General features: G+C 73.5%; 18 protein-coding genes and 3 pseudogenes. 6 read left to right on the top strand and 15 right to left on the bottom strand.

Annotation, left to right across the window (positions count from 1 at the left end; translation table 11 throughout):
* Positions 1 to 24 precede the first annotated feature (24 nt).
* Positions 25 to 267 (top strand): VOC family protein, encoded by a 243-nt coding sequence (locus ACZ7JZ_RS32470; protein ID WP_470945798.1) that lies wholly within the window; start codon positions 25 to 27, stop codon positions 265 to 267.
* 152 nt (positions 268 to 419) lie between these two features.
* On the opposite strand, the gene ACZ7JZ_RS32465 is transcribed toward ACZ7JZ_RS32470, so the two are convergent.
* Positions 420 to 569, bottom strand: a complete 150-nt coding sequence (locus ACZ7JZ_RS32465; RefSeq protein WP_470945795.1) for a hypothetical protein — start codon at positions 567 to 569, stop codon at positions 420 to 422.
* Between the two features lie 173 nt (positions 570 to 742).
* Here ACZ7JZ_RS32465 and ACZ7JZ_RS32460 point away from each other — a divergent pair, with 173 nt between their 5' ends.
* Entirely contained in the window at positions 743 to 1396 is a 654-nt protein-coding gene (locus ACZ7JZ_RS32460) for a hypothetical protein (RefSeq protein ID WP_470945792.1), read from the top strand.
* A gap of 285 nt (positions 1397 to 1681) precedes the next feature.
* The gene (locus ACZ7JZ_RS32455) at positions 1682 to 2548 is read left to right on the top strand and encodes a GNAT family N-acetyltransferase (RefSeq protein ID WP_470945790.1); all 867 of its coding nucleotides are present in this window, start codon (positions 1682 to 1684) and stop codon (positions 2546 to 2548) included.
* Positions 2549 to 2790: 242 nt separating this feature from the next.
* On the opposite strand, the gene ACZ7JZ_RS32450 is transcribed toward ACZ7JZ_RS32455, so the two are convergent.
* A complete protein-coding gene (locus ACZ7JZ_RS32450; RefSeq protein WP_470945788.1) occupies positions 2791 to 7071 on the bottom strand; it encodes a S1 family peptidase in 4281 nt (1426 codons plus the stop codon).
* Positions 7072 to 7218: 147 nt separating this feature from the next.
* Entirely contained in the window at positions 7219 to 7599 is a 381-nt protein-coding gene (locus ACZ7JZ_RS32445; RefSeq protein WP_470945786.1) for a CU044_2847 family protein, read from the bottom strand.
* A gap of 906 nt (positions 7600 to 8505) precedes the next feature.
* Between ACZ7JZ_RS32445 and ACZ7JZ_RS32440 the strand changes: the two are divergent.
* A pseudogene (locus ACZ7JZ_RS32440) lies at positions 8506 to 9208 on the top strand (APC family permease); the annotation flags it as partial.
* 208 nt (positions 9209 to 9416) lie between these two features.
* On the top strand, positions 9417 to 10634 hold the full coding sequence (locus tag ACZ7JZ_RS32435; RefSeq protein ID WP_470945784.1) for a sensor histidine kinase: 1218 nt from the start codon (positions 9417 to 9419) through the stop codon (positions 10632 to 10634).
* A 193-nt stretch (positions 10635 to 10827) separates the two neighbouring features.
* On the opposite strand, the gene ACZ7JZ_RS32430 is transcribed toward ACZ7JZ_RS32435, so the two are convergent.
* From ACZ7JZ_RS32430 to ACZ7JZ_RS32410, 5 genes and pseudogenes are all read right to left on the bottom strand, one after another.
* Complete coding sequence (locus ACZ7JZ_RS32430) at positions 10828 to 11103, bottom strand: hypothetical protein (protein ID WP_470945782.1); 276 nt, start codon at positions 11101 to 11103, stop codon at positions 10828 to 10830.
* 10 nt (positions 11104 to 11113) lie between these two features.
* Positions 11114 to 11989, bottom strand: a complete 876-nt coding sequence (locus ACZ7JZ_RS32425; protein WP_470945780.1) for a potassium channel family protein — start codon at positions 11987 to 11989, stop codon at positions 11114 to 11116.
* A gap of 58 nt (positions 11990 to 12047) precedes the next feature.
* Positions 12048 to 12311 (bottom strand): hypothetical protein, encoded by a 264-nt coding sequence (locus tag ACZ7JZ_RS32420; protein ID WP_470945777.1) that lies wholly within the window; start codon positions 12309 to 12311, stop codon positions 12048 to 12050.
* A 21-nt stretch (positions 12312 to 12332) separates the two neighbouring features.
* Positions 12333 to 13640: a Na+/H+ antiporter NhaA gene (gene nhaA / locus ACZ7JZ_RS32415; RefSeq protein WP_470945774.1), complete on the bottom strand. Its 1308-nt coding sequence runs from the start codon at positions 13638 to 13640 to the stop codon at positions 12333 to 12335.
* A gap of 263 nt (positions 13641 to 13903) precedes the next feature.
* Positions 13904 to 14527, bottom strand: a pseudogene (locus tag ACZ7JZ_RS32410) (alanine:cation symporter family protein); the annotation flags it as partial.
* Between the two features lie 96 nt (positions 14528 to 14623).
* On the opposite strand from ACZ7JZ_RS32410, the gene ACZ7JZ_RS32405 reads away from it, so the two are divergent.
* The gene (locus ACZ7JZ_RS32405) at positions 14624 to 15037 is read left to right on the top strand and encodes a hypothetical protein (protein WP_470945771.1); all 414 of its coding nucleotides are present in this window, start codon (positions 14624 to 14626) and stop codon (positions 15035 to 15037) included.
* 77 nt (positions 15038 to 15114) lie between these two features.
* Here the strand turns inward: ACZ7JZ_RS32405 and ACZ7JZ_RS32400 are convergent, their stop codons facing one another.
* The 7 genes and pseudogenes from ACZ7JZ_RS32400 to ACZ7JZ_RS32370 form a co-directional block, all read right to left on the bottom strand.
* Positions 15115 to 15807: an alpha/beta fold hydrolase gene (locus ACZ7JZ_RS32400; protein WP_470945910.1), complete on the bottom strand. Its 693-nt coding sequence runs from the start codon at positions 15805 to 15807 to the stop codon at positions 15115 to 15117.
* A gap of 38 nt (positions 15808 to 15845) precedes the next feature.
* Complete coding sequence (locus ACZ7JZ_RS32395) at positions 15846 to 16676, bottom strand: DUF1295 domain-containing protein (protein WP_470945769.1); 831 nt, start codon at positions 16674 to 16676, stop codon at positions 15846 to 15848.
* Positions 16673 to 17959 (bottom strand): class I SAM-dependent methyltransferase, encoded by a 1287-nt coding sequence (locus ACZ7JZ_RS32390; RefSeq protein ID WP_470945766.1) that lies wholly within the window; start codon positions 17957 to 17959, stop codon positions 16673 to 16675. The genes ACZ7JZ_RS32395 and ACZ7JZ_RS32390 overlap by 4 nt, the downstream gene beginning before the upstream one ends.
* The gene (locus ACZ7JZ_RS32385) at positions 17956 to 19284 is read right to left on the bottom strand and encodes a class I SAM-dependent methyltransferase (RefSeq protein ID WP_470945763.1); all 1329 of its coding nucleotides are present in this window, start codon (positions 19282 to 19284) and stop codon (positions 17956 to 17958) included. Before ACZ7JZ_RS32385 ends, ACZ7JZ_RS32390 begins: the two co-directional genes overlap by 4 nt.
* Positions 19281 to 20024 (bottom strand): DUF1365 domain-containing protein, encoded by a 744-nt coding sequence (locus ACZ7JZ_RS32380; protein ID WP_470945908.1) that lies wholly within the window; start codon positions 20022 to 20024, stop codon positions 19281 to 19283. The genes ACZ7JZ_RS32385 and ACZ7JZ_RS32380 overlap by 4 nt, the downstream gene beginning before the upstream one ends.
* 59 nt (positions 20025 to 20083) lie before the next feature.
* On the bottom strand, positions 20084 to 21343 hold the full coding sequence (locus ACZ7JZ_RS32375; RefSeq protein WP_470945760.1) for an NAD(P)/FAD-dependent oxidoreductase: 1260 nt from the start codon (positions 21341 to 21343) through the stop codon (positions 20084 to 20086).
* 163 nt (positions 21344 to 21506) lie between these two features.
* Positions 21507 to 21590, bottom strand: a pseudogene (locus ACZ7JZ_RS32370) (peroxiredoxin); the annotation flags it as partial.
* Positions 21591 to 21724 lie beyond the last annotated feature (134 nt).

Below are 21724 nucleotides of genomic sequence, written 5' to 3'. Positions count from 1 at the left end.
ACGCCTCCTCAGTCCTCGTGTTCGGTGCTGGTCAGACGTTCACCGGAGTCTGTCAGCGGCCACCTGGATTGCCCCTCCACCGTGCCGCTCTCCGCCGCCAGCGACCTCGCGCGAAGAGGAGGTCCACGGCTGCTGGACCTCGGAGCCACCCGCGGCGCCGACCGGCGGGAACCCGACGGGGCGGGCTGGGCCGTCCTCGCTGATCCCGAGGGCAACGAGTTCTGCGTACTGCGCAGCGCGGCCGAGCGTGCAGCGATGTCTTCCTGACGCGATCCCATGCGCCGTTCCGCGACTACGCAACCAGGAGCGGTTACTCCGGGAGACGCACACCGGAGGCGGGCCGCGCAGCAGCCGTCCCGGGGCACGGACCCGGGCTGTCGGCCCGGCCGCGTTGTCGTGGCCGTCCCTCACAGTGGGGGTCAGGCGCGAGCGGCCCGTACGAACGGGACGCCCTCCTCGGCATCGGTGGTGCGGCACCGGCCGTCGCATGCCAGGCGGCGGGGGCACATCAGATCTGCGAAGAGGCGCTCGACGATCCAGCAGTCGGGCAGCGCAGCGAAGCCTCTCATGCCTTCGCTGCGCTCACGGTCGCCAGCCCACCAGGGCGAGCGTGGCCAGGCAGTACACGATGAGGCTGCCCGTGTAACCGCCGTCGGCCCAGATCAAGGCAACACCGGCAGCCAGAGGTGGCCGGCGAGGGGCGGCTACGCTGAGGGGTCTCACCCGTGAACGAAGGACGCCCATGGCCCGCCCCTACCGCCCCGGACCGAAACAGTTCGTCTTCGCCACCGGTGACGGCAACGACCAACAGGTCTCCGTGGGCGACGCCCAGGAAGCGTACGTGGCCTTCTCCGCGTTCTTCCGCGACCGCAACTCCACCACCTGCACCATCACCGACGAACCGGCGGGGCAGAGCCTGGTCCTCATGCCCGCACAAGGCGTGATCTGCCGGACCCGCTCCGCGGACCGGCCCAGGTCGGAATACCTCCGGGTCGACAGGCCCAACCGCTACCTCCCGAGCGCGATGCTGTTCTTCGAGAACGGCTACGCCGGACTCGACCGCTTCGGCCAGTGGTTCTCCGACCCCTCCGACCTCGACGCCGCGCCGGAGTCCCGCGGTGCCGCCCGCGCCGCCGCGTTCACGACGGAAGCGGCCGCGATCGAGGAAGTCGGCCGGATCTGGGGAGACTCGGGCACCGTCGACCCGAGCGACCAGTACTACGTCTTCTTCGACTCCCACGGCGCCGACGACGACCGGGCCGAACGAGCCGAGCTGCTCGCGCTGCTCGCGTTCCTCGGCATCGCACGGGTCGACGCCCCCGCCGACGCCGCCGAGGGCGAAGTCTGGGTGCGCACCGACCCCCGCCTCGACGCCGAATGCGTCCGCTGGTCCTGAAAGACATCGTCTTCACGGCCATGACGGGCCGGATCCCGAACACCGTCCGCGAGGACGGCGCGCTGAAGCTGCTGCTCGGTGCCGCGACCCTCGCAGCTTCACCTTCTCGTACGATATGACGGAACTCACTGCGGGCTTTACACACCCGGGTACGGCCGGCCCTCCCGCTCGGCCTCACCCGCGGCGTCCCACATCTCCTCAGGGCGCACACCGCCCGATCTGCACCACTTAGCTGCGCCGGAATCCGGGTGCGGCGGGTCCGCGTGATGGTGTGGGATGCGGGATATGGCGATCGTATTGAACGAGCCCGGTCCCGACGGACTCCTCGGGGCCGTTGACGCGCTCCGCGCATGGCAGGACGACCGGGCACCGCTCCAGCTCCATCCGGGAGACCTCGGCTGGGCCTGGGCGCTGGGCGTGGAGAGGCTGGCTCCGGCCGTCCGTACCTGGATCATGGACGGTCGGATCGTGGCCGTCGGATATCTGGACGGCCCCGACGTGCTGCGCCTGGCGACGGCACCGGATCTGCGGCAGGACGATGCACTGGCGCGTCGGCTGCTGGCGGACCTCAACGACCCGGGGAGCGGGGTCCTTCCGTCCGGGCCGGTCAGCCTCGAAATCCCGGACGGTGCGCTGCTCCGCGGGAGGCTCGTGGAGGCCGGCTGGCACCTGGGCGAGCCGTGGACGCCGCTGCGCCGCGCACTCCGCGAGCCGGTGGAGGACTGCGGGCTGCGCATCGAGGTGGCCGGTCCGCAGACGGCGGGCACTCGGACTGCGGTGCACCGCTCGGCCTTCGGGAGCCCGAGGTTCACTGAGGAGCTCTGGCACGTCCTGGCGGCCGGTCCGGTCTACGCCGACGCCCGCTGCCTCATCGGCTACGACGACCAGGACAACGCGGTGGCGGCGGTGACGGTCTGGTCCGCCGGTCCCGGCAGACCGGGCCTGCTGGAGCCGATGGGTGTCCACGCCGAGTTCCGCGGGCGCGGCCACGGGTCGGCGATCTGTGTCGCCGCTGCGGCGGCGCTGCGCGAGATGGGTGCGTCCAGTGCGCTCGTCGCCGCCGAGAGCGCGAACACCGCCGCCGTCGCCACGTACAAGGCAGCCGGCTACGATCCGTCGCCCGCGCGGTTGGACCTCGTCCGCGCCGCATAGCGGTGGTGTGGCGCTCGTTCGGTGCGGGCGCAGCACCTGCGCTTGGCGGTCCCGGATTGACCTCGCCGCCGCCAGCGCGATCGGGCTGACTCTCGAACCTGCCCGGCGCTCGCGCCGGCAACCTCCGGTCCGTTCCTCCTCATGGCCTGTCCCCTCCGGACCACGCGGCCGGGGCAGCGGCCCCCTGCCCCGCGAGCCCGTCGCGCTGCTGCTCGCGAGCACCCCGGGCTCCGGCGCGCAGGCTAGCGCCCTCCGGGCGGGCAGATCCGGTGCGGCAGCCAGGCGGGGAAGCCTCGGCGTTCGTCCTGGGAGAGGTCGCGGCCGAGGATGTCGCAGAGTTGTGTCTTCCAGAGCTCCGGGTCGAGGCGGAGGAGGTTCACCACCTCTCTGTCGACACGTCGGAGAAGCGTCCTGCCGTCGTGGGAAGCCGCGAGGAACTCCTGTTCCTCCGCGAACACATAGGACTCGCCGCGGTCATCGGGGTCCGCCAGGTCCTGGAACCGTATGGAGTTCCCGTTGGCCAGGAAGTACACCGAGGTGTCAGCCCGGAAGCCGTGCTGGAACCCGCCGTACTGGTGCAGCGGTCCGACCGGGCCCAGCACCCTGCGCGGGGCCCGCCCCTCCCGCCCCGCCGACCACACCTCCACCATCGCCCCCTTGGTCTGCACGACGGCGAAATCTCCGCTCCGGTCGAGCACGGCGTTACTGACGTCAGGCCGCAACTCGACCGCGAGCGCCTTGTTCTCTCTGCCCGTCCGCAGCGATACGGCACGGACGACGGGGTCTCCGGCAACCAGGAGCTGTGCGTGTCCGGGCTCGGGGTGGAAGGTGGCGGTGAACTGAGCCGGATCCTTGCCGGCGATCGGCAGCCGGCGGACGTCCAAGGGCCTCGAGAGACGTCGGCCGTCCCGGGCGTTCCAATGTTCGACGACGAAGCCGGAGACGGTCAGCAACTGATCGCCCGGGCCGAAGGAGATCCACACCATCGTGCCCCGGGGTGGCGGCGCGGTGACGATGTCGGTGGCCGTCCGCAGGGAGGGGAGCTCCCAGACGCGGACCTTGTTCGGGCTGACGAGGTCGGCGGCCAGCGTGGCGGTCCGGTTGCTCTTCACCTCCGGCCGGTCTCGCGAGAACTCGGGCCACGCCGTCCTCGCAGGCCGTTTCACCTCTTTGACGACGGTCGACCCCTGCGCGTCCATGCGTACGATGCCCAGGCTGTCCCCGTCCTCTCCGAGCCGGACCACCGTCTCGCCGCCCTCGCCCCAGGTCGCACCGCTGAGCAGCACCGGGAGACTGTCGGCTACGACGGTGTTCCAGGACAAGGTGCGGCCGGTCACTGCGCTCTCGTGCCGGAGGATCAGTACGGGCTCTTCCGGATCGCCCACGAGGGACAGGTCCTCGTCCTGGGGCTGGGGCAGACTCGCGGGCCCCAGGGCATCCCGTGCCTTGCTTCCGGGCCGGGTCCCGACGACGCGCCAGGTGGCTCCCACCGTGCGGACCGCGAAGTGGTCCCCCGTACCGTCGGCGGCGATGCTCGTGCACGAGCTGGTGAACTTTCCGGTTGTGTGACGGGCGAGCACCCGGCCGTCCGCCACACGGACGGCCTCGTACGTGGGGTCGGCGCCCGAGCGCCCTTCCCGGCAGACGGTCAGCACCGCACCGTTACCCGACAGGGCGAGAACGGGCACCTGCGACGCACGGACGCCCGTCGCCAGCTTCCGCATGCCGCCCGTGCCGGTGTCGACCCGCACCAGGGAGCCGGTTCCGGCCCTCTTGTCTTCGGCCCCGGGCCGCAGATGGGCCACGAGCGTGTCGCTGTCCGGCCCGTACCACACCCGGTCGACCGGGTGTCCGGGCAGCTCCCGCGAGTGCCCGGTCGCCAGGTCCCGGATCCGTACCTTCCCGTCTGTCGCGGTGACGACCTCTCGTGACGCCGGGGAGAAGTCCGCGAGGCCGAGGCGCTGGTCGAATACTGTTCCCGGCTGTCCGAACTCCGCGCCGCGGAGCTTGTTCTCCCGGCCCAGCACCGCCGTCGCGTCGGTCATCGCGCGGTGCACGTCATGCCAGACCAGGGTGCCGCCGTCCTTGGTCGACAGGTAGCCGATCCTGCGGCCGTCCCTGCTCACCATCGGGAGGAAGGCCTGTTCGGCGAGCGGGAGCCGGACTCGTACGATCCGCTCACCCGCGCCCCGAACGAAGAGCACAACGCCGCCCTTCGAGCTCGTCACCCCGCCGACCTTGGTCGTCACGAGGACTACCCGGCCGTCCGTACTCGTCGCCATCTGGTCGATCAGGGCTTCGGTGCCGGACATGACCCATCTGTCGTGTACGAAGCGGTCGTAGCGCCGCAGCAGCGCGTTGCGGGCCTCCTGGGTGGGGGCGAGGTCGTGGGCCGCCATGGCGAGCAGGGCGGCCCCGCCCGGGTCCCGCCGCGCCAGTTCGTCCGAGAGGACCGCCAGCGACCGGGACCGGCCCTCCGCCTCCCGTGCCGCGCTGACCCGGGATTCCTGCACCAGGAAGGTGCCGAGCCCGGCGACGAGGGCGAGGACGAGGGCCGCGGCGCCCCACGCGACCCGGGCGCGGCCGCGCCGGAGCCGGTGGCGCCGGCGGGCGAGGTTGATGAACTCCTCCTCCTCGGCTGTCAGTTCGTCTTGCCGAACCGACAGCCGGGATTCCAGAGCGTCCAGTTGAAGCGGTCCGGGCAGCAGGTCGGGGGAACGTTCGGACGTCTCCCAGCGGTCGAGGTCGTAGCGCAGCTCCGCGCGGGCCGCCAAAAGCTCGCTGTCGGCCCTCACCTGCGCGGCGAGCGTCGGCCAGGTGGTCATCAGGGTTTCGTGGGCCAGCTCGGCCGTCTGCGTTCCGTTGCGGTCGCCGTGCAATACGAGCAGGCGGCGTCCAGCCAGCGCCTGGGCTATCCGCCACCGCGCCTCGCCCGCCTCCCCGCGGGTGATCATCCGGCGCAGCGGGGAGTCTCCCCCGGGCACCACCCGGACGAGTCCGGTCAGCAGCCGCAGGGCGTCGGCCTCGTCCGCCGGGCCCACGCACTCCCGCCAGGCCTGCTCGGCGTAGCGCGCCAGGGCGCCGGAGACCCCGCCGATCTCGTTGTACGTCTCCAGGCGCAGCCGTCCCCCGGCCCGCCGGTCCCACAGCTCGGACAGGACGAAGCCGAGCAGGGGCAGGATGCCGGGAGCGCCGCCGGCGTCGTCGAGTATCCGTTCCGCCAGACCGGGGTCGTACGCCACGGTCGGCAGGGGTCTGACCGGCTCGCGGATCACCTCCTCCAGCTGGTGCCGGGACATGGGGGTGAGAGGGATGGTGGCTCCACCGTCCAACGCCGGACCCAGGACCGGGTGGCTGAGCGCTGCGTCCACGAAGTCCGAGCGGAGGGTGAGAAGGACGCGGACGCCCTGCGGTTGCTGCTTGCGGAAGAGCAGGTCGGCGGCCTCCGCCACCTCGGCCTCGGAGCGGTCCAGGAGGGCCTCGGCCTGGTCCACGACGACGAGGACCCGGGCGGCCCGGGGGCCGAGGGTGCGGTGGAGGGTGCCGGCCAGCCCCTGCCCGGTCAGCAGGGACGCTACGGACTCCGGACTCGCGACCGGCGCAGGCGTGCCCCCGTTCGCTGCCCGCTCCGCCACGTGCAGGCTGTACAGCTCGCCGGCGAGCGCGTGGCGCAGGGAGGCGATGTGCCCGGCGTTGACCACCAGGACCGCATACCCTTCCTGCCGCATCTTCGGTACCACTCCCGCGAGCACCAGCGAGGACTTCCCGCAGCCGGAGGGGCCGTACACGGTGACCGGGCTGTCAACGGCCGCGGCGGCGGCAACGCGGGCGATGTCGCCGGCACGCCCGAAGAAGATCCCGGCGTCGGCTTCCCGGAAGGTGGTCAGCCCGCGGAATGGCGTGCGCGGGGCGACCAGGGGAAGGAGTTCGGGAAGGGCTGCCAGGAGTGCGCCGGTCCGCAGGGCGAACGCCTGCTGGGCGCCGCGGCCCGGTTCGGCGGCCACCATCAGGCCGACGACCGCGCCGAGGTCGTCGTCCCAGACGGGGCTGCCGCTGAAGCCCTGCTTGACGTGCACGCCCTCGCCGTCGCCCCGGGACAGCTGGATCCAGCCTTCCCGGGTCGGCCCCCGGAACGTACCGCTGTGCCAGATGCCGCCGGGGTACTCGTCCGTGAAGCCGACGCTCCGGGCGGAGTGGTGCCAGACGCCCTGCGGGGGGTCGACCAGGGGCAGGGGCCGGGCGCCGGGTATCGGTTCCCGCAGTCGCAGGAGGGCCATGTCGCCGGTCCGGTCCGGCTGTACGGGAATCCAGCGCTGAACGTCGACGGCACGGTCAGGGCCGCCGTACGCTGCCAGCGGCAGATCGACGGCGACCTCGGCTCCGGTCTCGACGGCGTCCTCCCGAGGCCGGCCCAGGGCGTCGGAGACCACGTGGGCGCAGGTGAGCACGAGATCGTCGGCCACCAGGAAGCCGGCGCCTGCTATGACGCCGTCCCGGCCCTTGACGCGGACGACGGCGCTCACGAGGGCGGCTTCGGGGCCGTACGGGGGGTCGCGGCGCGGAGCCGCGCCGTCCGGAGCCGCCCCACGAGGGTCCCGGTGGACTCCGTCCGCGGCGTACAAGTCGCCGTCCCCGCCTCGCGCTGCGTCTGTCACTGGAGCCCGCCCGCATCAACCGCTCTGCACTGGACCGGTATCGGCGCCGGAGACCGCGCCGTCGCTCCTGTTCCAGGTCAGGCTCACCGAGAAATTGGCCGCCGTCGCCGTGCTGGCGATGACAACGTCCGCCGCGGCCGACAGGGACACCCCGAACTGCAGGGTGATCTCGTCCGGCGCCTGAGCCATGCCGGAGAACCGCTCCACGAAGCTCTCCGCCACGGGACGTACGGTGTCCAGCATCTGGCCGAGCGTCCGCTCGGCCCGCGCCACCGTACGGCCGCCCCGCCCGACGCGGACGAGGGCCTCGTCCACCTCCCGGATCTGGACCCGGACGGTCTCACTGCTGCCGTCGCCTAAGGGCACTTCCACCGTGTGGACGGGACGTTCACTCATGGCGCCACTCCAATGCTCCGGGGCTGAAGATCGTATCGAGAGCAGCCGCGCGGGGTGGGGGCCTCCGGAAAACGGGGACTGCAGTTCCCTGTGATGCTGGACACCCGATGCAGGCGCTGCGGCGGCGTGTTCTTCTCATGTGGCCGCCGGACCTCCAGCAGGCACTGCCGCCGTGGCGGCCCAGCGCGCCGTGGGCCGCGCCGTTTCCAGGGCCGCCTCCCGGTCAGCCGGAGCTGTGGGGCTCTTCGCGAGAGCGTGGCCTCTGCACGCTCCTGGGCCGGTCGTGCCCGTCGGACGCACCTTTGACGAACACCAGGCCGCGCTCCGAGACGAGGACCATGGCGACCACGTCGGCCTCCCCCATCACGGTGTCCTCGCTCGTGAAGCCCGACCCGACCCGCGCGGCAACCGCGGCCCGGACATCGTCGGGCAGGTCATCGAAGGGGCGCCGCCGACTCACTTGTTCGGCGGATGCGGCCGGGGCGGACCCGGATGCGGCGGCTTGTCCGTGTGGGGACGGGCCGGCGGCCTGGGCGCTTCGAACGCCGTACCCGCACTGGCACAGCAGGGTCGGCGTACGGGAACGACGACGGGTGAACGCCTTCCCCCGCGGGCGCACGTATCAAGGCGGGCCGCGCTGGCGCGGGGGCAGCCGCACACGCGCTCGAACAGCCATACGACGGATTCGAAGTAGAAGCTGTAGCCGAGCAGCAGGCATTCGACCTGGGTGAGCCCCAGGAACAAGCAGGGCCCGCAAGCGCCGTGCGCGGCAGGGCGGCACGCTCCTGCCGTGGTGCAGGACGACCCGGGAACCGTGCCCGCGGCGAGGACGCAGCCCGGCACGGCGGCCTCGTCTGAGCCTTCCAGGCCTGCGCAAACCGGGCCGGGGGTTCCGGTCTGCTGGTGGGTCTGGGCCTCGCGGCGGTGGTCGCCGCCGTCGTGGCCCTCACCGCGTGAACTACGCCGGGATGCAGAGGTCCGCGCTGATGAGCGTTCATCGGGGCAGCGGTCCTGGCCTTCCTCACCGCCGTGGTGGTCGCCGCCCTCAACTCGGAGGCGGCGAGCACGAGTCGGCGGGGCGCTCCAGGCTGCGGGCCTGCTGCTTCTCGCCCCCGCCGTCTACGCTCGTCGCGTTCTCCGTTCTGACGGTGCTGGGGCCCTACGGCCTCGCCGGGTCGGCGGCGCCGCTGTCGGACGCCGTGCGGGCGTCGGACGCCGACCGGCTCGTGCCCGTCGTCCGCGCCGGCGCTGCCCTCGGTTCCTCCTCGCCCTGATCCCCGGCGTCTCCGCACCACCCTGGCCGTGGCCCGCGACCGGCACCTGCCGCACGCCCCGGCCGCCGTCCACCCCCGGTTCGGCGTCCCGCACCGCGCCGGGCTGCGCCGCCACCGGGGACCTGCGCGGAGCCATCGGGGTCTCCTCCCCCGGGGTCCAGGTCTACTGCGCCGTTGCCAACGCGTCCGCGTGGAAGCTCACCGCGGGCGAGGGGTGGCCCCCCGTATCGTCCCCGCCCTGGGGCTGACAGGCTGCCGCGTCCTGGCGTTCTGTCTGCCCGCCCTCCTCGGTGGTCTCCAGCGCCGCGGTGATCGCCCTCTACGCGGTACGCCGACCCTCCCCACCCGCTGAGGCCCGCTCCTGCCCTCGCAGGCAGCGGCTCCCCGGTCCCCCACGCCTGACCGCGGGCGCAGCGGACGGCCTGGACCGGCGCATCGTCGGCCGCGCGGAGGATTTCCGGGGCCGGCCGGGTACACCTTTCGGCGCTGCGCCTCCCCCTGGGGGACGTTGGCGTGGCCGCACGGGTCTGATGGGATACCGGGGTGCAAGCGCAACGGCCGTCCGTACGGCTCTCCCCCCGCCTCCAGGACGCCTCGATCGCAGCAGCAGGTCTGCTGGTGGGAACGGCCCTGATCGCCGCGGGGGCCTACGACCGCAGCGACAGCGTGCCCCCGTGGGTCCCGCTGGCCTCACTCGTCGCCATGTGCAGCCTGTCCCTGCTCCGGCGCACGAGGCCGGGCGTGGCGGCCCTCGCGGGGTGCGCGGTCTTCACGGCGGGAGCGCTGGCGGGCTCGGTGCTGGTCGCCATCGTGCTCTTCACCGACCTCCTCTACGCCGCCTCCGTCCACGGACCCCGCCGCCTGTACGAGCGGCTGCCGCAGGTCGGGGTCGCGGTCACCATGCTCCTCTCCGCACTGGCCTGGTATGAAGGGGGCCCCGCGGAAGCACTGCCCGTACTGGTGCTCTGCGGCCTGCTGTTCGGCGCCCCCCTGTGGTCCGGCGACCGCGTGCGCCGCAACCAGCGCCAGGCGCAGTCCGCCCGGCTGCGCGCCGAGCGCGCCCTGCTCCAGGCGGAACAGGCCGTGCTGCTCTCCGAGTTGGACCGCCGCGAGGCGATCGGCGCCGAACGGGCCCGGATGGCGAGAGAACTCCACGACGCGGTGGCGGGACACTTCACGGCCATAGCGGTACGGGCGACCGGAGCCCAGGCGGCCGCCGCCGCGCAGGACTCCGGCGACGAGCGGACCGTGATGCTCCTGGAGTCGCTGGCGGCGGTCCGGGGATCGAGCGTCGAGGGCCTCGCCGAACTCCGCAGCCTCATCGGCCTCCTGCGCAGCGATGCCGGTGCGGAGGGCGAGCCCGTGTGCACGGCGGGCTTCGCCGATCCGTCGGGCCTGGTCGACCGGGCCCGGACAGCGGGCCTCCAAGCAGGACTGAGCTTCACCCTGACCGAACGGGGCGAGCACCGGACGGCGGTGGCAGCCGTCCAGTTCGCCGCGTACCGGATCATGCAGGAAGGCCTGGCCAACGCGCTGAAGCACGCGGTGCCCGGGACCGTCGGCCTGGATCTCGTGCACCTGCCGGACCGCATGGAGATCACCGTCACGAGTGCCTACCAGCCCGGCAGGCGGCCTTCGCTGCCGAGCGCCTCGGCCGGTGTCATCGGGATGAGGGAACGGGCCGCCCTCCTCGGCGGGACGGCGTCCATCGGGCCCCGCGGCGGCGAGTGGCGCGTGCACGTCGTTCTGCCGACGGGCTGACGCCGCCGGACACACGACGTGCTCGGCTGCTGCGGACAGGCCTGCTCCCACTCATTCGAATCTCTAGACCTGGGTCGCTTCGGTCGCTCCATCAGGCCCCGCCACGTTGCGGTACGACGGGGTCCCGTGTCCGCAGCACGCTGCCACTCGCTCCGCCGCAGGCCCTCGTGGGTGCGCTGGGGCAGGAATGCCCCTACCCCCTGCGGAACAGCGGTCCGCCGGTGTGCAGGGCGGTGGCGGACCCGCCGGCCAGTCGGGCGGCGCAGGTGCGGGGGCAGGCCCTTGCGGGCGCGTTCGGCGCCGATCCGTCGTACACCCGCTCGGACGGGGGCGGCTGTCGGGCGGCGAGCGCACGCAGGACGCCGTACCGGGCCGGGCCGCCCGCCATCGCCCGTACGGCCACCTCCTGGGCCGAGCCGACGGCTGCTGCCGCGGACGCCGTCAGGGTGCCGTCGCGCCCCTGCTGCACCTGCCGTCGGCTACGCCCCGGAGCGGTGGCCGTGGTCGTGGGCGAAGGCGTCGAGGATCTGCCGCGGCGTGCCGCCGGTGTGCAGGAACCGCTGGTCGAGGATGAGCGCGAGGTCTTCCAGCGCCGCCCGCAGGACGGCCGCCGAGAGCCGGACGTCCGCGTGCCGGGCCCCGGCCGCCTGGTCCGCGAGGTTGCCCGCGTAGGTGACGTGGCGGGCGAGGGAGGTACGGTCGTCGCCGTCGTGGAAGTAGTAGGACTCGGCGTACTGCATGAAGTCGACCGCGACCACCGAGATCCCCGCCGCCAGGCTGTCGACGATCGCCGCGCCCGCGTCCGTGTCGACCTGTTCGGTCGTGGGGCGGGTGCGCGCGAGGTGGGACAGGCGCAGCGCGAGCGCGCGGCGGCGGGCGAGTGCCGGGTAGATGCCGAGGGTCCACGAGACCGTCGCGGTCAGCAGGACGAACCCGACCAGGGCTTCCAAGGGGGCGAGGACGCGCAGCCAGCCCTCTCCCGGGGCGATGTCCCCCAGGCCCAGGGTGGAGACGTGCACCAGGGACACGTACAGCGCGTCGAGGAACGTCGCGTGTTCGGAGGGCCGGAGTCCCGCGGTGTACGTGAATCCGCCGGGCATGTGCGGCCAGTAGACCAGCGCCCACCCCACCACCACGGTCAGGGCCCACGTGGCGACCACGGTCACCATCGCCAGGGGACCGGCCAGCCCCGAGGCCCGGCGGCCGGCGGCGAGCCTGCCGGACAGCCTCCAGAACCCGGTCATGACCAGCCGGCTCAGACCACCGTGCCGGGTCGGGTGCCACAGGGTGTGGAACACGTCGCGCAGGACGTACAGCACCATGACCACCCCGCCGGTGTTGAACAGCCACGCCATGCCGCTCGCCTCTCTCGTGTGACCGCCGCACGCAGTCTCCGCCGGTAGCAGCGCGGTCTCAGTCCGGTGGTACGCGTCCCCCCATGGTGAAGGCGACGAGGGCTCCCGCGAGCACGGCCCACGGCAGCGTCCGGATCTCCCCTGAGCGCCAGCCGGCCAGGACGAGGACGAGCGTCACGCCTGCACCGGCTGCGAGTGCGCGCGGATCCCGGAGGAAGCGCCACTGCCGGCGCCCGGCCCCGGGATCGCGCAGCTCCGCGACAGCGGTCCTGATCACCAGGGCTGCGACGACGATCGCAGCTGCCAGGAGCGTTGCGCCCACCCCTTGTCCTCTCCCGCGGTGTCAGCGGTCGGCGCCGGGCCCGGCGGCGCGCTGGTAGATGTCGGGGATGCCGTCGTCATCGGCGTCGAGTGTCTCCTCTTCGTAGAGGCGCCGGTAGATCGCGTTGCGTCGCCTGAGCAGGACGGCGGCGAGCAGCGCGGCGATGAGGGAGCCGATCAGGACGGCGGCTTTGACGTGCTCCCCGGCTTCCGCGCCGGGGAAGGCGAGTTCGCCGATGAGGAGGGCGACGGTGAAGCCGATGCCCGCGAGTGCGGACAGTCCGAGGACGTCGGCCCAGGCGAGGTCGGGGTTGAGGCGGGCGCGGGTGTAGCGGGCGGCGAGGTAGGTGCCGCCGAATATGCCGAGGATCTTTCCGGCGACCAGTGCGGCGACGACGCCGAGGGGTTCGGGGCTGGTGAAGACCTCGGCCAGGGCGCTGCCGGAGAGGGTGACCCCGGCGGCGAAGAGGGCGAAGAGGGGGACGGCCACGCCGGCGGAGAAGGGGTGCAGGAGGTGTGCGGTGCGGGCGCCGGGGGAGGCGTCCTCACCCTTGTCGGTGGTGGTGCGCAGGATCAGGCCCATGGCGACGCCGGCGACGGTGGCGTGGATGCCGCTGTTGTACACCAGGACCCAGACGGCGATGCCGAGGGGGGCGTACCACCACCAGCCTCGCACGCGGAACCGCTGGAGTGCGTAGAAGGCGGCGAGGCCGGCGGTGGCGCCGCCGAGGGCCCAGAAGTTCAGGTCGCTGGTGAAGAAGACCGCGATGATGAGGATGGCGCCGAGGTCGTCGACGACGGCGAGGGTGAGGAGGAAGGCGCGCAGGGCGGAGGGGAGGTGGGTGGAGATGACGGCGAGGACGGCGAGGGCGAAGGCGATGTCGGTGGCCATGGGCACGGCCCAGCCGTCGAGGCTGCCGCCGCCGAGGCCTGTGGTCAGGGTGTACAGGGCGGCGGGAACGGCCATGCCGCACAGGGCGGCGACGACGGGCAGCGCGGCCGTGGCCGGGGTGCGGAGTTCGCCGACGACGAGTTCGCGCTTGAGTTCGATGCCGGCGACCAGGAAGAACACGGCGAGGAGGCCGTCAGCGGTCCAGTGGCCGACGGAGAGGTCCAGGCCGAGGGCGGGTACGCCGAAGTGGAAGTCGCGTATCTGCTGGTAGACGTCCCCGAGGGGGCTGTTGGCCCAGATCAGTGCGATGACGGCGGCGGCCAGGAGTACGAGGCCGCCGATGGTCTCGGTGCGCAGGGCCGCGGCGATGACGCGGCGCTCGGGCCAGGGGAGCAGGCCCAGGAAGGGGGAGCGTTCGGGCGGCGGGGCAGAGGTCATGGCGGGGGAACCTCCGGGGCGTCGGCGGCAATCGGGCACACGGCCCCCAGGACGCCGACCAGACTTCCCGGCACACCCCGCGTCCGTCTTCGTTCGGTGCGATGACGTATTGACGCGTTCTTTACACCCTATCGGGAGGGGTGGGATGTCGCCAGGGGGCTTTGACGTGCGGTGATGGTTTCACGCACGGGGAGAGGGCCCGTACCGGCCCAAGGCTCAGGGGTGGGTACGGGCCCTCAGGGAGCCGGGCCGCCGGGGGACGGTCAGACGGTGGTCTTCACCGGCTCCTGGTCGGTGTCCTCGTCCCCTTCGGTGTCGTGGCCGGCGTCGCGGCGGCGGACGAAGTCGAGGAAGGTGTTCAGTTCCCGCTTGACGACGGGGGCGAGCAGGTAGAGGCCGGTGATGTTGATGACGGCGAGCATGAAGAGCACCGCGTCGGCCATGTCGATGAGGGTCTGCAGGGTCAGCAGCGACCCGGCCACGGCGACCAGGGTGTACACGACCTTGAAGGTGAGCTCGCTGGCCCTGGACCGGCCGAAGAGGTGGGTCCAGGCCTTCATGCAGTAGTAGCCCCAGGTCAGCACCGTGGAGATCGCGAACAGCATGACGGCGATGGTCAGGATGTACGGGAACCAGGGCAGGACGGTGGCGAAGGCGTCGGAGGTGATGGTGACGCCGCCGATGGACTCGCCCTTGCGGGCCTCGCCCCAGCTGGCGGGGTTGGCGATCACGATCGTCAGGGCGGTCATGGTGCAGATGACCACGGTGTCGATGAACGGCTCCAGCAGGGCGACCAGGCCTTCGCTGGCGGGGTGCTTGGTCTTGACCGCGGAGTGGGCGATCGGGGCGGAGCCGAGGCCGGCCCCGTTGGAGAACGCGGCCCGCTTGAGGTGCCCGCTTGCGGGTAGGGGCTGCACGGCCTTCGGCCGCGTTGGCCCCATGCGCGTCCGTGTCTGCGCACGGCCGGTGCAAAGGAGTGCTTCATGATCCTCATACTCGGACTCGTCATCCTGATCGCGGCGCTGATCATCGCGGTGGCCGGTGTCATGTCCAATCTGGGTAGCGCCCACGAGCTGACGGCCGACTTCTCGGTCTTCGGCTACCACGTCACGAGTTCAACCGGCGCGCTCTTCCTCTACGGGATCGCTGTGGGTGCGGCCGCCGTCATCGGCCTGTCCCTTCTCCTGTCGGCGGCTCGGCGCAACGCGCGCCTCGGCCGGTCGGCAGACAGCAGGAGCGGCGTGTCGAAGCGGCAAAGCGCGGTAGTGGACCGCGAACGCGACGACCTGATCCAGCAGCGCGACGAGGCGCGTGACAGAGCGGAACGCGCCGCCGGCTACGACAGCGGGAGCACGCCCGCCCGGGGGCACCGCCGTCCGAAGTGGCTCGGAGGATGACGGCTCCCCCTCGGCCGCAGGCTGGCGCGAAAGCACGCCCGAGCGTCTTCACCCGGTCCGGACGGGATTTCTGCCGGCTACCTCCCGGGCAGGTGGATCCCGCGGGCGTCGACCACTGAAGTGCCCCACGGGCCCACGCCGGAGGGTTGGCCGGGCAGCGCCTCCGTGCCCAGGACCGCTGCCGTGCAGGCGGTGGCGAGCCGGTGCCAGCGGCGGGCGTCGCGGAGCATGGCGTGGCGGCCGCGGGGCATGCGGATGCCCCGGACCCGGGCGCCGGCCTCACGGGCGCGGGACAGGCAGCTCCAGGTGTCCGCGGCGGAGGTGATCCGGTCGGCTTCGTCGTGCAGGGCGATGACCGTGCGGCCCGCGAGGTGGGCGACCGGCTCGCCGGGCGGCCACCACGGGGCCAGCGCGACGACGCCCCGCACCTGCGGGTCGTCGGCCGCGCGCAGCGCTGCCCGGGCACCCATGGAATGGCCCGTCAGCACGACCGGAACGGGACCCGCGACGCCGCGCAGCTCCTCCAGAGCGCGTCTGGTGTCCTGGACCGGGTCGGCCCTGTGTCCGTTCCAGCCGCGCAGCCGGTAGCGGACGGAGGCGACGAGTACGTCCGCGAAGCGGGGGTCGCGCTCCATGGCGCGGGCGAAAGGCCCCATGCGCAGGCCGGGGAGGTTCAGCAGGGGCGGCGGTACGAGGGAGTCGGCGCGGCCGCCGTGCAGCACGAGCACCGCCGCAGCCGTCGGCAGGAGCAGCGGCTGCGGGAGTTCCAGGGCGTGGTGTCCGAATCCGCTCCCGGAGCCGTGCCCGCTCACCTCTGGCCCCCTGCCGCGCCCCGGGCGGGCTTCTTCGGCGGCAGCGGGAGGAAGCCGCTGGTGCGGGCGGCGTATGCGGCGTAGCCGGGGCGGTCGGCCATGTGCTTCTCCAGGAGGCGCTTGCCGCTTCCCACGGTCAGGAGCAGCGTCATGAGCACCGGGGAGAGGAGGACCGCGAGGGCGGGCTGCCAGGCGGTGCAGGCGAGCAGGTAGATCCCCCACCATACGAGGCTGTCCCCGAAGTAGTTGGGGTGGCGGGTCCAGGCCCACAGGCCGCGGTCCATGATCCGGCCCCGGTTGGCGGGATCCTGCTTGAAGCGTGCGAGCTGGTGGTCGCCGACGGCCTCGAAGGCGAGCCCCAGCGCCCACACGGCGATCCCGCACCAGGCGAGCGGGCCCGGGGGCGCGGAGCTGTAGGAGGCGGCCTGGACGGGCAGGGAGACCAGCCAGACCAGGGCCGCCTGGCCGAGGTATACGGTGCGCAGCGCGTAGAGGGTGCGGTTGCCGGGGGCCTTGTCGAGGAGGGCGGTGTAGCGGGGGTCCTCGCCGTGCCCGCGGGAGCGCCGGGCGATGTGTACGGACAGCCGCAACCCCCAGACGGCGGTGGCCGCGGCGACGAGCAGCCGCCGCCCGTCGTCCCCGTGCCCGGCGGACAGCAGGAAGGTGGTGAGGGCGACGGCGGTGAAGGCGAGGCCCCAGGCGATGTCGACGATGCGGTGCAGGCCGCGGCGCACGGCCAGGGCGAAGGTGGCGAGGAGGACGGCTCCGGCCGCGCCTGCGCAGGCGGCGAGGTTGAGGCCGAGGGCGCCCCAGTCGGTGGTGCTCACGCCGGGCCCTCCTGGGCGTACCAGTGGGTGGGGGTGGCCGGCATGGCGGAGCGGCCTTCGCGGGTGGGCCGTACGGCGAGGATCTGGTCGACGCCCATGCGGCGCTCGCTGAAGGCGAGCGAGGCGCCGGCCAGGTAGAGGCGCCACACCCGGCCGGTGGTCTCCCCCACGAGGTCCTCGATGTCGCTCCAGCGGTGTTCGAGGGTGGCGCGCCAGGCGTCGATGGTGGCCGTGTAGTGCTCGCGCAGCGATTCGGTCGAGCGGACCTCCAGGCCTGCGGCCTCGAACAGGTCGACGGTCCGGCCGACCGGGCGCATGTGCATGTCGGGGGCGATGTAGGCCTCGATGAAGGCGCCGCCGCCGGGGGCGCGGGCGCCCCGGGACATCTGCTGGACCAGCAGTCGGCCGCCGGGGCGCAGCGCGCCGTGCAGCTTCTGGGCGAACGCGGGGTACTCGGCGTCGCCGACGTGCTCGCCCATCTCGATGGCGGCGGCCGCGTCGTAGCCCCCGCCGTCGATGTGCCGCCAGTGCCGCAGCTGGACGTCCACCAGGTCGGCGACCCCCTCCCGGGCGGCGCGCCGGGTGACGTACTCGTGCTGGGCGCGGGAGAGGGTGACGGCCGTGACGCGGGCCTTGTGGGCGCGGGCCGCGTGGACGGTGAGGGAGCCCCAGCCGCAGCCCACGTCGAGCAGCCGGTCCCCGGGGCCCAGGCCGAGTTTGCGGCAGACCAGTTCGAGTTTGTCGCGCTGGGCGTCGGCGAGCGTGTACGCGGGGTCGTCCCGCCGGGTCCAGTAGGCGCAGGAGTACGCCATCGACTCGTCGAGCAGGAGGGCGTAGAAGTCGTTGGACAGGTCGTAGTGGTGGCTGATCGCGGCCCGGTCGCGGGAGGCGCTGTGCAGGGCGCCGGTCAGGCGGGCCCGGCCGTCGGGGCGCCGCGGGGGCGGGCCCGCTGCGCCCAGCCCCACGGCGAGTGCGGCGGCCGCGGCCGCGGCGGCGGGCCCGGGGCGGGTCGCGGGCCGGTCGCGGACGGCCGTGCCGGCGTGCGAGAGGGCGTCGGCCAGGTCGCCCTGGACGTCGAGGTCGCCGGTGACGTAGGCCTCGGCGAGGCCGAGTTCGCCGGGCTGCCACAGCAGGCGGCGCAGGGCGGCGGGTGAGCGGAGCACGACGAGGGGGGCGTCTGCCGGTCCGGCCTCGCTGCCGTCCCAGGCGCGCAGGCGCACGGGCAGGGGGCCGGGCAGGAGGAGGCCGAGGAGTTCGGCGAGTCGGTCGGCGGCGGGCCTCATCGGTGGGTCCCTTCGGTGAGGAGGAGCTGGCGCACGTCGAGGTAGCCGGAGCGGAATCCGGCTTCCGAGTAGGCGAGGTAGAACTCCCACATGCGCTGGAAGGCGGTGTCGAAGCCCAGGCCGGTGACGGCGGGGCGGTTGGCGGTGAACCTGTCGCGCCACAGGCGCAGCGTCTCGGCGTAGTGCTCGCCGAAGCCGTCGTCGGCGAGCGTGCGCAGGCCGGCGGCGGCGGAGTGCTCGGCGATGGCCCGGCGGGAGGGGATCAGGCCGCCGGGGAACACGTACTTGCTGATCAGGGTGTGGGTGGCGGCGGTGTGCAGCATCTGCTGGTGGCCCATGGTGATGGACTGGAGGGCGATGCGGCCGCCGGGGGCGAGCGCCCGGCGCAGCGCCGCGAAGTAGGCGGGCCAGTACTCGGCGCCCACCGCCTCGATCATCTCGACGCTGACGACGGCTTCGTACCGGCCTTCGGCGTCGCGGTAGTCGCACAGCCGTACCTCGACGCGGTCGGCGAGTCCGGCGGCGGCGATGCGCTCGCGGGCGAGGGCGGCCTGCTCGGCGGAGAGGGTCAGCGTGGTGACGCGGGCGCCGCGGGCGGCGGCCCTCAGGGCGAGCTCGCCCCATCCGGTGCCGATCTCCAGCAGGCGCGTGCCCGCGCCGACCCCGGCGAGGTCCAGGAGGCGGTCGATCTTCCGGTGCTGGGCGGACTCCAGGGGCTCGGGGCCGGCCGGGAGGCGGCTGAACAGCGCGGAGGAGTAGGTGAGGGTGGGGTCGAGGAAGGCCGCGAACAGGTCGTTGGACAGGTCGTAGTGGCGGTGGATGTTCTGGCGGGCCCCGGCGCGGGTGTTGCGGTCGGCGGCCGGGCGGCGGGGCGCCCACAGCCCGCGGAGCCGGCGCAGCGGGGCGGGTACGAGCCCGTCGGCGTGTCCGGCGAGGACGGTCAGGACGCCGGCCAGGTCCTCGCTGTCCCATTCACCGGCCATGTACGACTCGCCGAAGCCGATCAGTCCGTGGCGGCCGATGCGCCGGTGGAAGGCGTCCGGGTCGTGGAGGGTCAGGAGCGGCCCGGTCGCGCCCGCGGTGGACGCGGTGAGGCCGAGGCGCCGCAGGGCGCGGTCCACGAGGTAGCGGGCCGCGGCGGTACGGGCGGGCGCGGCCGGAGGCAGCCGGGCCACGTCGGGCCAGCGCTCCGGGTCGACCCCGTTGCGGCCTGCGGCGGGCGCGGCGGGGCCGGCGGCGCGGGACGGCTGCCTGCCCTGTCTGGGATCGGCTTGCGGGGCGATTCCCACGACGCGGCCGGGGGACGTGGTGGCGGGGTGGGTCACGACGGGGTGCCTTCCTGCGGGGTGGTGCGGGGACGGGGGTGTACGGGCAGACCGCGCAGCAGGAGGCGGATGCCGTGGCGGCGGATGCCGGTCCAGACCGCGGCGGTCGACCAGGGTCTGCGGGCGGCGGCGGCGAGCAGGGCGGGCACGGTGGCGGGCCGGCGGCGGCCGCGGACGACGGCGGTGAACGCCCGGCCGTCCGCGTTGTCGAGGTGGACGGTCAGCGTCAGCCGTTCGCCGGGTACCGGCAGCCTCATGCGGTAGCGGCCTTCGACCGCGAAGAAGGGGGATACGTAGAACTCCTTGTCCACTCCCGCCTCGCCGGCCCCGTCGGTGCGCAGCAGGTAGTTGTGGCGCTGCCCGTAGGTGTTGTGGACCTCCGCGACGACGCACACCAGGGCGCCGGAGGCGTCGTGGCACCAGAAGACGCTGAGCGGGTTGAACACGTACCCGAACACGCGGGCGTGCGCCAGCATGGTGACGCGCCCGCCGCCCAGGTCGATGCCTCGGGTGGCGAGGTAGGCGTCGAGGCCGGCGCGGATGGTGCCGCCGTCTCCCGCGAAGTGGTCACGGGCGTCGAACCGGGCGAGGGGACGCACCGGGCGGGGCAGGAGGGGAAGCCGGTCGAGGTCGACGCACCACAGGTAGGTGCGGTGGCGGAGGCTGTGGCGCAGCGGTGCGGTACGGGCGTGGGTGATCACGCACTCGTAGAGCGCTGCGGCGGCCGGGGCTGCCGTCAGGGCCGGGACGGCCGCGGGAGCAGCGGTCGTGGCAGACGGGGAGGTCGGCGCGGGCCCGCTCACCAGCGCACCCCCAGGGACCGGGCGGCGGCAGCGCCGGAGCGGCAGCCGTCCTCGTGGAAGCCCCAGCCGTGCCAGGCCCCGGCATAGGCGGTCACCCCGTCGTTCAGGCGGGGCAGCTGCCGCTGCGCGGCGACGGAGGCGGGGGTGTACACCGGGTGCTCGTACACCATCCGCTCCACCACCCGGTCCGGGTCGACGGCGTCGTCCGCGCCGAGGGTGACGACGTAGCCGGAGCCTTCGGGCAGGTGCTGGAGGCGCTGCATGTCGTAGCTGACGCGGACGGGCTCCGCGGAGGGGTCGCAGCCGGTCATCCGGTAGTTCCAGGAGGCGCGGGCGCGCGGCGAGCGGGGCAGGAGGCGGGTGTCGGTGTGCAGGACGGTCGGGTTGGTCGAGTACGTGAACGCGCCCAGGAGGCGCTTCTCGTCCGGGGTGGGGTCCGCGAGCATGCGCAGGGCCTGGCCGGGGTGCGTGGCGATCACGACGGCGTCGAAGGCGTCGGTGCTGCCGTCCCCGGTGGTGACCAGCGCGCCCCCGGCGGTGCGCCGGACGGTGGCGACCGGACTGGAGGTACGGATCCGCTGGACGTGCTTGGCTGCGGCGTCGACGTAGGTGGCGGAACCGCCGCTGACGGTCTTCCACTGCGGGGAGCCCGTGACGGACAGCAGGCCGTGGTGGTGCAGGAAGGTGAACAGGTAGGCGGCCGGATAGGACAGGGCCGTCTGCGCGGGGCAGGACCACACCGCGGCGACCAGCGGCAGCGCGAAGTGGCTGGTGAAGTACGGGGAGAACCCGCCGCGGCGCAGGAAGTCCCCGAACGTCAGCGTCGGGTCGGCTCCGCGGGCCAGCAGGCGCCGGGCGCCGCGGTGGAAGGCCGGCACTTCGGCGAGCAGGCGCAGGTAGCGGCCGCGCAGGGCGGCCCGCGAGGCGAACAGCCCCGCCGGTCCGCGGGCGCCCGCGTACTCCAGGCCGCAGCCGTCGCAGCGGACCGACATGCTCATCTCGGCGTCCTGCGTGCCGATGTCCAGCTCGCGGAACAGCCGGAGCAGGGTGGGGTACGTGCGCTCGTTGTGCACGATGAACCCCGAGTCCACCGCCACCGTCCGCCCGCCGCCCGCGGGCAGGTCGCGGGTGTGGGCGTGGCCGCCGAGCCGGTCGTCCGCCTCGTACAGGGTGACCTCGTAGGAGGACGCCAGGATGTAGGCGGCGGTCAGGCCCGCCACGCCCGCTCCGACCACGGCCGCTTTCCGATCGTGCACCACACCGCTCCCGCCACTCGACACGCCGCCAGGCTGCTGCGTTTCACCCGTACTTCGCAGCGGCCGGGCGGGTGGATTGGAGGAGATCTACGGCGGTGCGGCGCGCCGCGCCGCGGCGGCCGTGCGCGTGGTCGGGCGGGCAGTGCGGCGAGCTGTGCGGTCAGAGCAGCGGCATGCGCAGCCCGCGGCCGCGGGCGAACTGCTCGTGGCTGTCGACGCCTTGGGCGCTGATGCCCCACACGGTGGCATACGGCGCGCCTGCAGCGGCTGCGGTGGGCGCTGGGGGTCAGGCGGGGAGGGTCATCAGGAGGAGGGGTTCGGTGGTGGGTTGGGGGGATCCTCCGGTGGGTTCGAGGGTGAGTCCTACGGCGCCGGCGTCGG

It is taken from the genome of Streptomyces sp. NPDC038213, assembly GCF_055600495.1.
The sequence above is the reverse complement of the archived record's forward strand: the minus strand, read 5'-3'. Positions and strand labels throughout refer to the sequence as shown.

Bases quoted from the DNA above. Each gene is read 5' to 3' on its own strand.
- ACZ7JZ_RS32425 (WP_470945780.1), bottom strand. From the start codon at position 11,989: ATGGCGTGGCTGTTCAACACCGGCGGGGTGGTCATGGTGCTGTACGTC.
- ACZ7JZ_RS32465 (WP_470945795.1), bottom strand. From the start codon at position 569: ATGAGAGGCTTCGCTGCGCTGCCCGACTGCTGGATCGTCGAGCGCCTC.
- ACZ7JZ_RS32460 (WP_470945792.1), top strand. From the start codon at position 743: ATGGCCCGCCCCTACCGCCCCGGACCGAAACAGTTCGTCTTCGCCACC.
- nhaA (WP_470945774.1), bottom strand. From the start codon at position 13,640: ATGACCTCTGCCCCGCCGCCCGAACGCTCCCCCTTCCTGGGCCTGCTC.
- ACZ7JZ_RS32405 (WP_470945771.1), top strand. From the start codon at position 14,624: ATGATCCTCATACTCGGACTCGTCATCCTGATCGCGGCGCTGATCATC.
- ACZ7JZ_RS32445 (WP_470945786.1), bottom strand. From the start codon at position 7,599: ATGAGTGAACGTCCCGTCCACACGGTGGAAGTGCCCTTAGGCGACGGC.
- ACZ7JZ_RS32455 (WP_470945790.1), top strand. From the start codon at position 1,682: ATGGCGATCGTATTGAACGAGCCCGGTCCCGACGGACTCCTCGGGGCC.
- ACZ7JZ_RS32390 (WP_470945766.1), bottom strand. From the start codon at position 17,959: ATGAGGCCCGCCGCCGACCGACTCGCCGAACTCCTCGGCCTCCTCCTG.